Origin of the sequence: Sinomonas sp. P47F7, assembly GCF_049332655.1 — a bacterium.
Taxonomy (GTDB): domain Bacteria; phylum Actinomycetota; class Actinomycetes; order Actinomycetales; family Micrococcaceae; genus Sinomonas.
Genome location: NZ_CP186327.1, coordinates 2,684,237 through 2,699,728, shown reverse-complemented (window position 1 = coordinate 2,699,728; position 15,492 = coordinate 2,684,237). Strand labels below are relative to the sequence as shown.

Annotated in this window: 11 protein-coding genes; 10 read left to right on the top strand and 1 reads right to left on the bottom strand. The window is 69.8% G+C overall.

Annotated features, from left to right (window positions below; genetic code table 11):
- Positions 1-11: 11 nt before the first annotated feature.
- From ileS to ndk, 4 genes are read left to right on the top strand one after another with little or no spacing between them, the layout of a single operon-like run.
- Positions 12-3,362, top strand: coding sequence for an isoleucine--tRNA ligase (gene ileS, locus ACOKR1_RS12545; protein ID WP_422933384.1), 3,351 nt, complete (start codon positions 12-14; stop codon positions 3,360-3,362).
- Positions 3,359-4,732 carry a bifunctional folylpolyglutamate synthase/dihydrofolate synthase gene (locus tag ACOKR1_RS12540; protein ID WP_422933383.1) on the top strand — a complete coding sequence of 458 codons (1,374 nt, stop codon included), beginning with the start codon at positions 3,359-3,361 and terminating at the stop codon, positions 4,730-4,732. Before ileS ends, ACOKR1_RS12540 begins: the two co-directional genes overlap by 4 nt.
- The gene (locus ACOKR1_RS12535) at positions 4,732-5,193 is read left to right on the top strand and encodes a DUF4233 domain-containing protein (protein WP_422933382.1); all 462 of its coding nucleotides are present in this window, start codon (positions 4,732-4,734) and stop codon (positions 5,191-5,193) included. Before ACOKR1_RS12540 ends, ACOKR1_RS12535 begins: the two co-directional genes overlap by 1 nt.
- 39 nt (positions 5,194-5,232) lie before the next feature.
- Entirely contained in the window at positions 5,233-5,652 is a 420-nt protein-coding gene (ndk, locus tag ACOKR1_RS12530; protein WP_415855982.1) for a nucleoside-diphosphate kinase, read from the top strand.
- Positions 5,653-5,858: 206 nt separating this feature from the next.
- On the opposite strand, the gene ACOKR1_RS12525 is transcribed toward ndk, so the two are convergent.
- Positions 5,859-6,509: a vitamin K epoxide reductase family protein gene (locus ACOKR1_RS12525; protein WP_422933381.1), complete on the bottom strand. Its 651-nt coding sequence runs from the start codon at positions 6,507-6,509 to the stop codon at positions 5,859-5,861.
- Between the two features lie 402 nt (positions 6,510-6,911).
- On the opposite strand from ACOKR1_RS12525, the gene ACOKR1_RS12520 reads away from it, so the two are divergent.
- The 6 genes from ACOKR1_RS12520 (at position 6,912) to proB (ending at position 15,489) form a co-directional block, all read left to right on the top strand.
- A complete protein-coding gene (locus tag ACOKR1_RS12520; protein WP_422933380.1) occupies positions 6,912-10,184 on the top strand; it encodes an Rne/Rng family ribonuclease in 3,273 nt (1,090 codons plus the stop codon).
- A 2-nt stretch (positions 10,185-10,186) separates the two neighbouring features.
- Positions 10,187-11,695: a bifunctional hydroxymethylpyrimidine kinase/phosphomethylpyrimidine kinase gene (thiD, locus tag ACOKR1_RS12515; RefSeq protein WP_422933379.1), complete on the top strand. Its 1,509-nt coding sequence runs from the start codon at positions 10,187-10,189 to the stop codon at positions 11,693-11,695.
- A gap of 292 nt (positions 11,696-11,987) precedes the next feature.
- Complete coding sequence (rplU, locus tag ACOKR1_RS12510) at positions 11,988-12,299, top strand: 50S ribosomal protein L21 (RefSeq protein ID WP_415854555.1); 312 nt, start codon at positions 11,988-11,990, stop codon at positions 12,297-12,299.
- Positions 12,300-12,350: 51 nt separating this feature from the next.
- Positions 12,351-12,605: a 50S ribosomal protein L27 gene (gene rpmA / locus ACOKR1_RS12505; protein ID WP_415854552.1), complete on the top strand. Its 255-nt coding sequence runs from the start codon at positions 12,351-12,353 to the stop codon at positions 12,603-12,605.
- A gap of 168 nt (positions 12,606-12,773) precedes the next feature.
- Positions 12,774-14,369 (top strand): GTPase ObgE, encoded by a 1,596-nt coding sequence (gene obgE / locus ACOKR1_RS12500; RefSeq protein ID WP_422933378.1) that lies wholly within the window; start codon positions 12,774-12,776, stop codon positions 14,367-14,369.
- Positions 14,359-15,489, top strand: a complete 1,131-nt coding sequence (gene proB / locus ACOKR1_RS12495; RefSeq protein WP_422936633.1) for a glutamate 5-kinase — start codon at positions 14,359-14,361, stop codon at positions 15,487-15,489. Before obgE ends, proB begins: the two co-directional genes overlap by 11 nt.
- The last annotated feature ends 3 nt before the right edge of the window (positions 15,490-15,492 follow it).

Sequence of the window (15,492 nt, the reverse complement as noted above, 5' to 3'; positions counted from 1 at the left end):
CAGGATCTTCCGTGAGCGTGTACCCCAAGGCCACCACCGCGCCGAACCCCGAGCAAGCCGCGTCGACCTCTGTGCGCTTCCCGGAGCTCGAGGAGCGGATCCTCAAGTACTGGGACGAGGACGGCACCTTCCAGGCCTCGATCGACAATCGCGACGCCGGCCACGACGGCTCGGGCGAGTTCGTGTTCTACGACGGGCCGCCGTTCGCGAACGGCCTGCCCCACTACGGCCACCTCCTCACGGGCTACGCGAAGGACCTCGTGGCGCGTTACCAGACCCAGCGCGGCAAGCGGGTCGAGCGCCGCTTCGGCTGGGACACCCATGGCCTGCCCGCCGAGCTCGAGGTCATGAAGCAGCTCGGCATGAGCGACAAGGCCCACATCGACCGCATGGGCATCGACAAGTTCAACGAGGCGTGCCGCGCGTCCGTGCTGAAGTACACCCACGAATGGGAGGCGTACGTCAAGCGCCAGGCCCGTTGGGTGGACTTCGAGAACGACTACAAGACGCTCAACGTCGAGTACATGGAATCCGTGATGTGGGCGTTCAAGACCCTCCACGAGAAGGGACTCACGTACAGCGGCTACCGCGTGCTGCCGTACTGCTGGAAGGACGAGACGCCGCTCTCGAACCACGAGCTGCGCATGGACGATGACGTCTACAAGGACCGCCAGGACCAGACCGTCACCGTCACGTTCCCGCTGCTGGCCGGCGAATCCAAGGCGTCACAGGAGCTCGCGGGCGTCCTCGCGCTCGCGTGGACCACGACGCCGTGGACGCTGCCCACCAACGAGGCCCTCGCGGTCGGGCCCGAGGTGCGCTACGCCGTCGTGCCGGCCGGACCGGCGGGCGTGCGCGCGTCCGACGTCGCACGCGACGCGCGTTTCCTGCTGGCCGAGGACCTCCTCGCGAGCTACGCGAAGGACCTCGGGTACGAGGACGGCGAGGTGAGCGCCACCGCGCAGGCAAGCGCCGCCGTCGAACGCACCTACCTCGGCGCCGAGCTCGCCGGCATCCGCTACCAGCCGCTGTGGGACTACTTTGCGGACGCCGAGACGTGGGGCACGGAGAAGGCCTGGCAGGTCCTCGTCGCGGACTACGTCACGACGACGGATGGCACGGGGATCGTCCACCAGGCGCCCGCCTACGGCGAGGACGATCAGCGAGTGTGCGAGGCCGCGGGTATCCCGGTGATCCTTTCCGTGGACGACGGCGCGAAGTTCCTTCCGCTGTTCGCCTCGGCTGACGCTGCTCGCGGCGACGACGCACCCCTGCGGGACATCGTGGGGCTTCAGGTGTTCGAGGCCAACAAGCCGATCACCCGCGTGCTGCGCGAGCAGGGACGCCTTGTCAAGCAGGCCAGCTACGTGCACAGCTACCCGCACTGCTGGCGGTGCCGGAACCCCCTCATCTACCGCGCGGTGTCGTCGTGGTACGTCCAGGTGACGAAGTTCAAGGACCGCATGGTCGAGCTCAACGAGCAGATCAACTGGATCCCGGGCAACGTCAAGCACGGTCAGTTCGGAAAGTGGCTCGAGAACGCGCGCGACTGGTCGATCAGCCGGAACCGCTACTGGGGCTCGCCGATCCCCGTGTGGGTCTCGGACAACCCCGAGTATCCCCGCACCGACGTGTACGGCTCGCTCGCCGAGCTCGAGCGCGACTTCGGCCGCGTGCCGGTCAACCACGAGGGCCAGCCGGACCTGCACCGCCCGTTCATCGACGAGCTCACGCGCCCCAATCCGGACGACCCCACGGGAAATTCGACTATGCGGCGCGTCACGGACGTCCTCGACGTGTGGTTCGACTCCGGGTCGATGCCGTATGCCCAGGTGCACTACCCGATGGAGAACCAGCACTGGTTCGAGACGCACAACCCGTCTGACTTCATCGTGGAGTACATCGGCCAGACGCGCGGCTGGTTCTACCTCCTCCACGTACTCGGCACGGCGCTCTTCGACCGGCCCGCGTTCCGGAACGTGATCAGCCACGGGATCGTGCTCGGCTCCGACGGGCAGAAGATGTCCAAGAGCCTGCGCAACTACCCGGACGTGTCCGAGGTGCTCGACCGCGACGGCTCGGACGCCATGCGGTGGTTCCTCATGGCAAGCCCGATTCTGCGTGGCGGCAACCTCATCGTCACGGAGCAGGGCATCCGCGACGGCGTCCGCCAGGTGATGCTCCCGCTGTGGAACGTGTACAGCTTCTTCACCCTGTACGCGAACGCCGCGACCGGGCTCGGCGACGGGGTGACGGGCGGCTACGAGGCCAAGCTCCGCTACGACGGCTACACCGACCCGCTCGACCGGTACCTGCTCGCGGAGACGGGCCGCCTCGTGGCTGGGATGCGTGGCCAGCTCGACGCGTACGACATCTCGAACGCCTGCGAGCTCCTGCGCGTCTACCTCGACATGCTCACGAACTGGTACGTCCGGCGGAGCCGTCAGCGCTTCTTCGACGAGGACGTGGACGCGTTTGACGCCCTCTACACCGCGCTCGAATCGGTGTGTCGCGTGGCGGCGCCACTCCTGCCGCTCGTGTCCGAGGAGATGTGGCGCGGCCTCACGGGTGGCCGCTCGGTGCACCTCACGGACTGGCCGGAGCCGGCGCTGTTCGTCGACCAGCCCGCGCTCGTGGACCAGATGGACCGCACGCAGGCCGTATGCTCGGCGGGTTCGTCGCTCCGCAAGGCCGCGAAGCTGCGGGTGCGCCTGCCGCTCAAGGCGATGACCGTCGTCGTCCCTGGAGCCGCGGCGCTCGAGGGCTCGGAGGCGGTGATTGCGGACGAGCTCAACCTCAAGTCGGTGCGACTTCTCGATTCCGACCACGCCTCGCCTGAGGAATTCGGCATTGAGCAGAAGCTCGTGGTCAACGCCCGCGCCGCGGGGCCGCGCCTCGGCAAGAACGTCCAGCAGGCCATCAAGGGATCGAAGTCTGGCGACTGGTCGGTGGACGGCGAGGGCCTCGTGACGGCTGGCGGGATCGCCCTCGAGCCTCACGAGTACGCCCTCGAGACGGTCGTCGACTCTGCGAAGGCCGGCGGCTCGACCGCCGTCGCGATGCTGCCCGGCGGCGGGTTCGTGGTCCTCGATACCGAGGTCACGCCGGAGCTCGAGGCGGAGGGCCTGGCCCGCGACCTCGTGCGTGTGATCCAGCAGGCCCGGAAGGACGCCGACCTCAACGTGAGCGATCGGATCCGGACGAGCGTCACGGCACGCTCCGCGATGGTGGCTGCCGCGCTCACGCACACGGAGCTGCTCAAGGGCGAGACGCTGAGCGTCGAGCTCGAGCTCAACGAGGCCGATGTCGAACCGAGCGCGCTCGTCGAGCGCGTCGAACCCGCCGAGGAGGCCGCCCTGTGACCGAGCTGACCGGTTTGCCGACAACCGTCGAAGAGGTCTACGCCGAGCTGCTCGGCCGCGCCCCCGAGAACAAGATGGAGCCGCGCCTCGCACCGCTGTTCCGGGCCATGGACGTGCTGGGGGAGCCGAACAAGGCGTTCCCGATCGTCCACATCACGGGGACGAACGGCAAGACATCCACAGCTCGCATGATCGAGGCCGGCCTGCGTGCCCACGGGCTCCGGACCGGCCGGTACACGAGTCCGCACCTCAGCAGGGTCACGGAGCGCATCAGCATCGACGGGGCGCCCGTGCCCGACGCGACGTTCGTGCGGATCTGGAACGAGATCGCGCCCTACATCGGCATCGTCGACGCCGAGCTGACCGCCGCCGGGCAGCCGCGGCTCACGTACTTCGAGTGCGTGACGATCCTCGGCTTCGCGGTCTTCGCGGACGAGCCGGTCGATGTGGCGGTCATCGAGGTGGGCCTCGGCGGGATCACGGACGCGACGAACGTGGGCGACGGCGTGGTCTCCGTCGTCACGCCGATCTCGCTCGACCACACGGACCTGCTCGGAGACACGACCGCCGATATCGCGCGGGAGAAGGCCGGGATCATCAAGCCGGGCGGCTTCCTCGTGAGCGCGGCTCAGCCCGCGGACGCGGCCCAGGTGCTGCTCGACAAGGCCCGCTCGGTCGGGGCGGAGTTTCGCTTCGAGGGCGTCGAATTCGGCGTCGAGAGCCGAACGCTCGCCGTGGGCGGCCAGCTCGTGACCGTCCAAGGGCTCGCCGCGCGGTACGAGGACGTCAGCGTTCCGCTCCACGGCGCGCATCAGGCGGAGAACGCGGCCGTTGCCGTGGCCGCGCTCGAGGCGTTCCTCGGCGGGGGAGAGCGCGAACTCGACATCGAGTTGCTGCGCGAGGCGTTCAGCGGCGTGACCTCGCCCGGGCGGCTCGAGGTCGTCAAGACCTCGCCGACGATTGTCGTCGACGCTGCCCACAATCCTGACGGGATCTCCGTGAGCGCCCAGGCGCTCACGGAGGCGTTCGACTTCAGCCGGCTCGTCGTGGTCCTCGGCGTGCTGCGCGAGAAGGATGCCGAGCAGATCCTGCGCACGCTCCAGGAGGAGTTCAGCGAGGTGCCCACGGAGTTCGTGTTCACGCAGTCGGCGTCGCCTCGCGCGGTGCCCGCGGAAGAGCTCGCCGAGATCGCGCTCGACCTCGGCTTCGACGAGATCGAGGTCCACACCGAGGAGAAGCTCGACGACGCGATCGCCTATGCGGTCGAGCGCGCCGACGAGGTGGGCGACTTCTCCGGGGGCGTGCTCGTGACGGGTTCGATCACGGTCGTGGGCGAGGCCCGGATCCTCCTCGGGAAGGACGTCGCGTGATGGCCAGGCTCACCAAGGCTCAGCGTGAGTGGCGCCCCGGGATGCCGAAGAGGCGGCGGTCGGTGCGGGTGCAGTTCGCGTCGGTTGTGCTCCTGACGGAAGCGTTCGTCGCGCTCTTCGCGACGCTCGCCGTGTTCGGGCTGAGGGGGCACGAGTACGGCCCGGGTCTGGTGCTCGGCGTCGGCTTCGGTCTGATGGCGGTCCTCGTGCTCGCGTGTGCCGTCGTGAGGCGGCCGTGGGGCATGGCGATCGGCTGGCTCCTCCAGCTCGTGCTCATAGCGCTCGGATTCGTCGAGCCCATGATGTTCGTGGTGGGTGTGCTCATGGGGCTCGCCTGGTGGTACGCGATCCGAACCGGCTCGAGGCTCGACCGAGAGAACGTGGTGCGGGACCGCGAGCAGGCCGAGTGGGAGCGTCTGCACCCCGAGACGCCGGACGGGGACGCGGGCCAGACTCAGTAGACTGGTCCCGACCCACGACCCCTCTATCAAGGAGCCACCGTGACCGCTGAGCGCACCCTCGTCCTCGTCAAGCCGGACGGCGTGTCCCGCGGCCTCGCCGGCGCGATCCTCGCGCGCGTCGAGTCGAAGGGCTATCGCCTCGCACAGCTCAACCTGCTCACCGCTGGGCGTGAGCTGCTCGAGGAGCACTACGCCGAGCACGAGGGCAAGCCGTTCTACGAGCCGCTGCTCGAGTTCATGCAGAGCGGCCCAGTCGTGGCCGCGGTGTTCGAGGGCGAGCGCGTGATCGAAGGCTTCCGGTCTCTCGCCGGCGCGACCGATCCGACCGTCGCTGCGCCCGGCACGATCCGTGGCGACTTCGGCCGCGACTGGGGCCTCAAGGTCCAGCAGAATCTCGTCCACGGCTCTGACTCGACGGAGTCGGCGGAACGCGAGATCAAGATCTGGTTCGGCAACTAACCTCGCCACCCCCCTCGTTTCGGGTACGGAGACTTCTCGCCCTGATCGTTTCGGGTACGGAGACTTCTCGCCCTGATCGTTTCGGGTACGAATATCCCTCCTTCATCCGGCGCGGCTATCCGCACCCGGGATGGTCAGGGGGCGGAGTTGGTGTAGCCGAGACGGCCGGGGGCGGAGTGTCTGTACCCGAGACGATGAAGGTGTGGCTACATCGTCGACGGGATGAACATCGGCAGGAAGCGGAAGAAGATCGACGCGATGACGCCGACGTACAGCACCGCTACGATGATCCAGCCCCATTCGCCGAGCGCCTTCACGAGCCCCGCCGAGGCCGGAATGACGCCATGCTGCAGATTCCGGACGGTGGTCCACACGAACATCGGGATCATCATGGCCCACACGATCATGCAGAGCGGGCACAGGATCCCGATCGAGTACAGCGCCTGGCTCCACAGCCACACGATGAACACGAAGCCGAGCGTCACGCCGATCTGCAGCCCGATCCAATAGGCGCGGCCGAACCGGGCCCCGCCGAGCAGGATGCCCATGGCCGTGGTCGTCGTGATCGCGAATGCGACGATGCCGATGAACATGTTCGGGAAGCCGAACAGCGAACTCTGCCACGTGCTCATGACCTCGCCGCACGAGACCCACGGGTTCACGTCGCAGATGGTCTGGTGGGCGGGGTTCACGAGCTTCTCGAGCTTCTCGAGCACGAGCTCGCCGGACGCGAGCCACCCGACCACGCTTGTCACCAGCAGGAGCCACGCGAAGGGGCGCGCCCGGGTCATGAGCGGACCGGTTTCGTCGGGCGGCGATTGCGGGCGAGTCTGCGCGGAGGCTGGGGCCTTCGTCATGGCGGCGGAGTCCTTCCTGGGTTCTTGCCCCGATTCTAGGGCCCGTCCCTGACACGCAGCTGTCCGCGAGCCGCGCACAGGGCTGGTTGGGCGGTGTGTGAGACAATGCAAATGGCCGGACGCCGATCCACATTCGGCGGCCGGTCCGATGCAAAGCGATGAAGACCGCCGGTTCAACGCCGGGCGCGCGGGGTGACCAGCCCCACCGACGCCCGCTGAATTGAGCGGCACCTTGCCGGCCGTGAGGGCCGCGGGTCCACGCGGCATCGGCCCGTACGGTCGGCGACGCCGCAGCCGGACGGGAACAAGGTCGACTTCGTCGGCGCCTGCGGGTGCCGGCACGTGGTGCCGTCCCGGCGCCGAATGTGGCGGCGTTGCGGGCGGCTTGTGGAGTACTCACAAATGGACATCGAACAGCAGGCCCAGCAAGCCCCGGAACTCCGGGACGAAGAGACCGCGCCGGTCACCAAGCGCCGCGCGCCGCGGAGGGCCAAGGCAGACGCCGGGACGCCAGTCGTCGAGGCGGCACCGGCCGAGCAGACCGCGCCCAGCACGGACGACGGCGCCGCCCCACCTCAGGCGGACAGCGCGCCCGAGGCTCCCGCGAAGCCCAAGCGCGCGCCGCGGAGCCGCAAGAAGAAGGTCGAGGCGGCCGAAGAGACGGCGCCGGCGGCAAGCGAGCGCGCGCCCGAGCCGGCCGTGGATCCGGCCGTGCCCGAAGCCGCCCCCGAGGTGGCCCCCGAAGCCACCCCGGCGAAGAACACCGCCACGCGATCGCGCCGCACGTCGGCCCGGGCGAAGGCGGCCCATGCCGACTCGAAGTCGGCGGCGGCGAACCCCATGCTCCCGCTCGCGGACGACGGCGAGTCGGGACCTGAGGCCGAATCGGCCGCCGTCTCGCGCGCCAAGAGCTCGGTGCGCGCCCGCCGTCGTGCGGTGGCCGCGGCGCAGGCCGCGCTGACCCTGGACGGCGACGAGGACGAACTTCCCTCCGACGCCGCGCCCCGGAACGAGGCGCCCGCCGAAGCGCGCGCCCAGGAGGCCCCTGCTCGGACCCGGGCCGCGAAGCAGGAGCCGGCCCGCCAGCCCGCCCCCAAGGCAGCCGAAACCCCGGAGGAGTCCGCCCGGCAGGACGCCATCGAGGAGGCTGTCGAGGAGGCCGAGCACAGCCCGTTCGCGGCCCTCTTCAGCGAGCCGCTTTCGCCGACCTCGATGATCTTCCAGGCCCCGGACCTGAGCGTCGTCGCGCGCCCCGCGCCGTCGCTCGAGGTCGAGGCGGAGGAAGAAGAGGAAGAAGAAGAGGAGGGCGCTGGCTCGCGGCGCCGCCGCCGGAACCGTGGCCGGCGGGGTCGGGGTCGCCTCGAGGCCGACACCGAGGAGGGCCAGGAGCCCGAGGAGTCCGAGGAAGAGCCGGAAGAGGTGACGTCCCGCCGTCGCCGTCGGCGCCGCCGCGGCGAATCCGACCTCGAGCTTGAGGGAGGCCTCGACACCGATCCGCCCGGAACCGTGACGCGGGTGCGCGGACCTCGGACACCCTCGGAGACCACGAGCAATCGGGTCCAGAGCGTCAAGGGCTCCACGCGTCTTGAGGCCAAGAAGCAGCGCCGCCGCGAGTCCCGCGAGTCGGGCCGTCGGCGCCACGTCATCACCGAGGCCGAATTTCTTGCGCGGCGCGAGTCGGTGGACCGTCAGATGGTCGTGCGCCAGAAGGAGGACCGCATCCAGATCGCGGTTCTCGAGGACGGGGTGCTCGCCGAGCATTTCGTGTCGAAGACCCAGCAGGACTCGCTCATCGGCAACGTCTACCTCGGCAAGGTGCAGAACGTCCTGCCGTCCATGGAGGCCGCCTTTGTGGACATCGGGCGCGGCCGCAACGCCGTGCTGTACGCGGGCGAGGTCAACTGGGACGCAGCCGGCCTCGACGGCGCGCCGCGACGTATCGAGAACGCCCTCAAGTCGGGCGATTCCGTCCTGGTCCAGGTCACGAAAGACCCCGTGGGCCACAAGGGCGCGCGCCTCACGAGCCAGATCTCGCTCCCGGGCCGGTACCTCGTGTATGTCCCGGGCGGCTCGATGACGGGCATCTCGCGCAAGCTCCCCGACGTCGAGCGCAACCGCCTCAAGCGCATCCTCAAGGATCGCCTGCCGGCCGATGCGGGCGTGATCGTCCGCACGGCGGCCGAGGGCGCGAGCGAGGAGGAGCTCACTCACGACATCAACCGCCTCCGCGCGCAGTGGGACGCGATCCGGAACCAGGCCACGTCCACGAAGGTGCTCGCCCCCGAGCTCCTCTACGCGGAACCGGATCTGACGATCAAGGTGGTCCGCGACGTCTTCAATGAGGACTTCTCGAAGCTCATCGTGAGCGGCGAGGATGCGTGGGACACCATCGAGGCGTACGTCACGTATGTCGCGCCGGATCTCCTGGGCCGGCTCGAGAGGTACCAGGGCGAGTCGGACGTCTTCGCCGAGTGGCGCATCGACGAGCAGATCCACAAGGCGTTGGACCGCAAGGTCTTCCTGCCGTCGGGTGGTTCGCTCGTGATCGACCGCACCGAGGCCATGACGGTCATCGACGTCAACACGGGCAAGTTCACGGGCTCGGGGGGCAACCTCGAGGAGACCGTGACGAAGAACAACCTCGAGGCCGCCGAGGAGATCGTCCGCCAGCTGCGGCTGCGCGACGTGGGCGGCATCATCGTGATCGACTTCATCGACATGGTGCTCGAGTCGAACCGCGACCTCGTGCTGCGGCGACTCGTCGAGTGCCTCGGGCGGGACCGCACCAAGCATCAGGTGGCCGAGGTCACGTCCCTTGGACTCGTCCAGATGACGCGCAAGCGCATGGGCACGGGCCTCCTCGAGGTCTTCAGCGAGACGTGTGAGGTGTGCGGCGGACGCGGCGTCATCACGCATGAGGAGCCGGTCGAGAAGGGCCGCTCGCAGGGTTCGACGTCGGAGCACCAGCCCGTGCGCGCAGACAGCCAGCAGCAGCCTCCCGCCGGCCGCGCCGAGCGCCGGCGTCGCCGCGGCCGGGGCGGCCAGCCCGAGCCTGCGCCTGCCCCGGTCCACGAGCACCCCGCACCCGAGGACGACGTCGACAGGCAGGCCCGTGCGCAGGCCACGAGGGCGGCGCTTGCCGCCGTCGCTGCCGCGGCGCACGCTGCCCACGTGCACGACGACGAGAAGGCGCAGGCCACGACGGAGCCGGCCGCTCCCGCTGAGATCGGCCCGGAGATGGCACGCATCGCCGCCGAGCACGCGGGCCCCGTGGCGAAGGTGTCGGTAGCGGAGCCGATCGGCGGCGTGGTGCCTGCCATTCCCGTCCTCACCATCGGTGGCGAGCGCATCGAACTGCCCCACGCCGACGCCCCGGTCGCCGTGTCGCGGCCTGAGCCGACGCTGAGCCTCGACGCTCTGAGCCATGCTTTCGACGAGCTCACGGGCGAACGGCACACGGGCACCGAGGAGCATCACGGGCGGCGGCGCCGCAGCCGCGGCGCGCGCAGCGGCCAGGGGTCGGCGGAGGTGACGCGCGTGGACGAGTCCGCGGGCGCCGTCGGCGGCACGACGCGGACCGCGTCGGCGCAGACCCAGCCGGCTCCCGCTCCGGAGAAGCCCGAGGGCGAGGGTCCGCTCATCCTCGGTGTCGGCGTCCCGGCCTCGGAGCTGTGACCGTGCCGCGGAAGATTCCGCGCGTCCTGAGCATTGCCGGCTCCGACCCGTCGGGCGGGGCCGGCATCCAGGCCGACCTCAAGAGCATCGCCGCGATGGGCGGCTACGGGATGGCCGCGATCACCGCGCTCACGGCGCAGAACACGCGCGGCGTGACGGCGGTGCACACGCCCCCCGTCGACTTCCTCCGCGCTCAGCTTGACGCGATCTCCTCGGACATCGCGGTCGACGCCGTCAAGATCGGCATGCTCGCCGACGCCGAGGTGATCGGCGCGGTGGGTGAGTGGCTCGCACGGGTCCGGCCCGCCGTCGTCGTCCTTGATCCGGTGATGGTCGCCACGAGCGGTGATCGCCTCCTCGCGGACGACGCCGCCGACGCCCTCCGCGGTCTCCTCACCGTGGCCGATCTGGTCACCCCGAACCTCCCGGAGCTGGGCGTCCTGCTCGACGAGCCGACCGCCGAGTCGTGGGCGGAGGCGCTCGTGCAAGGCGAGCGGCTCTCCGCGAGGACCGCCGCCGCCGTGCTCGTGAAGGGCGGCCACCTCGCCGGGGCGGAGTGCCCGGACGCGCTCGTGCTGCGCGAGGGGGACGGCGCGACGCGCGTGGTCGAGGTGCCGGGGGAGCGCGTGGACACGCGCAACACGCACGGAACGGGCTGCTCGCTCTCCTCCGCGATGGCCACGATGCAGGCGCGCACGGGGGACTGGGAGGCGTCGCTGCGGGTCGTCAAGGAGTGGCTCCGCGGAGCCCTCGTGGCGTCGGGCGAGCTCGAGGTTGGCGGCGGTCACGGGCCGGTCCATCATTTCCACCACGTGGAGGGTTCGGTCCCGCTCGCCGAGGGCGAGTTCGCCGCGCGAATGTGGGATTCCACCGCGAAGGTGCGCGCCGAGATCGACGGGCTCCCGTTCGTGGCCCAGCTCGACGCCGGCAGTCTGCCCGAGCGCCAGTTCGCCTACTACCTCGCGCAGGACGCTCAGTACCTCAACGGCTTCTCGCGCGCCCTCGCGCGGGCGAGCGCGCTCGCGCCGACCGAGGAGGAACAGACATTCTGGGCGAACTCGGCCCAAGTGTGCCTCGTGGTCGAGGCAGAGCTGCATCGCACGTGGCTCTCCCAGCACGCCCCGGCCCCCGGGCAGGCCGCGCGCCAGGGCCCCGTGACGAAGGCGTACCTCGACCACCTGCTCGCGACCTCCGCCCAGGGCAGCTACGCGGTCCTCGCGGCCGCTGTGCTGCCGTGCTACTGGATCTACGCGGTCGTGGGAGACGAGCTGCACCGCCGCCACGCCGCGCGCGTCGCGTCTGAAGGTGGGGCCGCCGAGCACCCGTACGGCGCCTGGATCGAGACGTACGCCGACGAGGCGTTTGCCGAGTCGACGCGCCGGGCGATCCGCTACGCGGACCGGGCCGGACGGCACGCCTCGCCGAGTGAGCGCGAGGCCATGATGGTCGCGTTCGAGCAGTCCACGGTCTACGAGCGGGACTTCTTCGACGCGCCGAGCAAGCACGCGTGACCGGGGCAGTCCGTTGCGTCGGGTAAACTAGTTCAGCGTGCTTCCGGCACGAGCGCCAGTCGCGGTGGATTTCCCCGTGATCGGCTGTTCATTTGCGGCCGGGCGGAGGACTGGCGTAGGCTAGATCCTCGGTGCTGACGCCAACACTTGGGTTTTGTTCCCAGGGAATCCCCTCGCGGGCTCACGGCAAGAAGCACAGTCGAGCGTCCACGGACCGTTGCGAGTGCAGCGGAGCGTCGGGCGCCACGCACAAGAGCTTTCAGAAATAACGTCGAGAGAAGTGAGTTCCCCAGTGGTGTACGCGATTGTCCGCGCCGGCGGCCGCCAGGAGAAGGTTTCCGTTGGAGATTTCGTGACCCTCAACCGCGTGGCTGGCGCAGCTGGCAGCACCATTGAGCTGCCCGCCCTCCTGCTGGTTGACGGTGAGAAGGTTACCTCCAAGTCGTCCGAGCTGGCCAAGGTCAAGGTGACTGCCGAGATCCTCGAGGATCTCCGCGGCCCGAAGATCATCATCCAGAAGTACAAGAACAAGACGGGCTACAAGAAGCGCCAGGGTCACCGCCAGGACCTGACGAAGGTCAAGATCACCGGCATCTCCGCCTGATCTCTTCGGACCGAGACTTCTTCCCACCTAGAACCAAGGCAGGCACAGCTCATGGCACATAAGAAGGGCGCAAGCTCCACCCGCAATGGCCGCGACTCGAACGCGCAGCGCCTCGGCGTCAAGCGCTTCGGCGGCCAGACCGTCAAGGCCGGCGAGATCATCGTCCGCCAGCGCGGTACCCACTTCCACCCGGGCAACGGCGTCGGCCGTGGCAAGGACGACACGCTGTTCGCCCTCGACGCCGGTGCCGTGCAGTTCGGCACGCGTCGCGGCCGCCGCGTCGTGGACATCGTCGCCGCCCAGTAGTCTGGGAGGCCCGGCGAGTCCGGACCAATTGCTTTTCTCGGTGGAGCGGGCCTACGGCCCGCTCCATCTGTTTTTTGACCTGATGACCCGCACCGCGGGCGGCTGCGCCCCGGTATCGCGGGGCGCGCGAACTAGACTCGGGGGTGACCCCGGCGTAAGGAGAATGGCGTGGCGAGCTTCGTCGACCGCGTAGTGCTGCACGTCTCCGGAGGGCACGGCGGAAACGGCTGCATCTCCATCAAGCGTGAGAAGTTCAAGCCGCTGGGTGGGCCTGACGGAGGCAACGGCGGCAACGGCGGGGACGTGGTACTGCGGGTCACGTCGCAGACCACGACGCTCCTCGACTTCCACCACTCGCCCCACCGCCACGCCGACAACGGCGGGCCGGGCATGGGCGACTGGCGCGCGGGGACCAAGGGGGAGACCCTCGTCCTGCCCGTTCCCGACGGCACGGTTGTGAAGTCCCGCGACGGCGAGCTCCTCGCCGATCTCGTGGGCGAGGGGGCCGAGTTCGTCGCCGCGGCCGGCGGACAGGGCGGGCTCGGGAACGCTGCGCTCGCCACGGCGAAGCGCAAGGCGCCCGGCTTCGCGCTCCTCGGCATCGAGGGCGACGAGCGGGACATCGTCCTCGAGCTCAAATCGATCGCCGACGTCGCGCTCGTGGGATTCCCGTCCGCGGGCAAGTCGAGTCTCATCGCGGCGATGTCGGCTGCGCGCCCCAAGATCGCCGACTACCCGTTCACCACGCTCGTGCCCAACCTCGGCGTGGTCCAGGCCGGGGACGTCCGGTTCACGATCGCGGACGTGCCCGGGCTCATCGAGGGCGCGAGCGAGGGTCGCGGCCTGGGCCACGACTTCCTCCGGCACGTCGAGCGCTGTGCGGCGATCGTGCACGTGCTCGACTGCGGGACGCTCGAGTCCGAGCGCAACCCGATCGATGATCTCGAGGTGATCGAGGGCGAGCTCGCGAAATACAGCGTCGACATGAGCTTCGCCGGGCCGGACGGCGAGGTCGTGCCGCTCAACGAGCGGCCGCGGCTCGTCGCCCTCAACAAGGTCGATCTCCCGGACGGCCAGGCGATGGCGGACATGGTCCGGACCGAACTCGAGTCGCGCGGCTACCGCGTGTTCGAGATCTCCGCGACGAGCCACGAGGGCCTCCGCTCGCTCGGCTTCGCGATGGCGGAGATCGTGCAGAAGGCTCGCGAGGGCCTCGAGGTCGCGCCCCCCAAGGTCGCGCCGACGGTCCTTCGGCCCCGCGCGGTCAACGAGGTAGGGTTCAAGATCCGCCGCGAGGAGCGCAACCTCGAGCCGCTCTTCCGGGTCCTCGGCGAGAAGCCCGAGCGCTGGGTCAAGCAGACGGACTTCTCCAACGACGAGGCCGTGGGCTACCTGAGCGATCGGCTCAACCGTCTGGGCGTCGAGAACGAGCTGTTCAAGATCGGTGCCCGCCCCGGAGACACGGTGGTCATCGGCGAGGACGACGCGGTCGTCTTCGACTGGGAGCCCACCATGATGACGGGGGCCGAGATCCTCGCTGGCCCCCGCGGCACCGACCTTCGGCTCGCGGACTGGGACCGCCCCACGCGCGCCCAGAAGCGCGAGGAGCACGAGGACCGCAAGTCCGCCAAGGCCGCGGCCCGCGACGAGCTCGAGGCCGAGCGTCGGGCAGGCATCTGGACCGAGTCGAGCCGCCGCAAGGAGTGGGCGCCGGATCTTCAGTCGGAGGAGGACGCGGAGGGTGACGCCGACGATGACCGCTGAGCTCGAGGCCCGCGGGCGCGAGTGGCTGCCCGAGGCCCGGCGCATCGTGGTCAAGGTTGGCTCGTCGTCTCTCACGACGATTCGCGGCGGCATCTCCGAGCAGTCCGTCGCTGCGCTCGTCGACACGCTCGCCTCGCGCGTCAACGAGGGGACCGAGATCGTGCTCGTCTCGTCTGGCGCGATCGCGGCCGGTCTGGCCCCCTTGGGCCTCGCGAAGCGGCCGCGTGATCTCGCGACGCAGCAGGCGGCGGCGAGCGTGGGGCAGGGCCTGCTCATGGCCCGGTACACGCAGGCGTTCGGGGCGCACGGCGTGACGGTGAGCCAGGTCCTCCTGACCGCGGACGACCTCGTGCGGCGCACGCAGTACAAGAACGCGCACCGCGCCCTGGAGAAGCTTCTCCACTTGGGCGTGGTTCCCGTGGTCAACGAGAACGACACCGTCGCGACGCACGAGATCCGGTTCGGCGACAACGATCGCCTCGCGGCGCTCGTGGCGCACCTCGTCCACGCCGATGCGCTCGTGCTGCTCTCCGATGTCGATTCTGTCTACACGGGCCCGCCCTCCGAGGGCGGCGAGCGGATCGCGCATATTCGCGACGCCGCCGACCTAGAGGGCGTGCAGATCGGCAGCGGGGGCGTCGCCGGCGTCGGGACCGGCGGGATGGCGACGAAGATCGAGGCAGCGAGCATCGCGGCGGGCTCGGGGATCCCCGCGCTTGTGACGTCGACGGCGGCGGCCGCGCGGGCGCTTGCGGGGGAGGACGTCGGAACCTGGTTCAGCGTGAGCGGTCGCCGCAAGCCCGTGCGGCTCCTGTGGCTTGCCCACCTCGCGGCCACGCGGGGAACGCTGACGCTCGACGACGGCGCCGTGCGGGCCGTGGCGCTGCGTCACCGTTCGCTGCTCCCCGCAGGGATCACGGCGGTTGAGGGTGACTTCGAGGCGGGCGACCCCGTCGAGATCGCCGACCAGGCCGGACATGTCGTGGCGCGCGGACTCGTGAACTTCTCGGCCGACGAGCTGCCCGCCATGCTCGGCCGATCGACGAAGGACCTCGGGCGCGAGCTCGGCCCAGAGTACGAACGTGTGGTTGTTCACACGGACGACCTCGTGATCGTCTAGCTA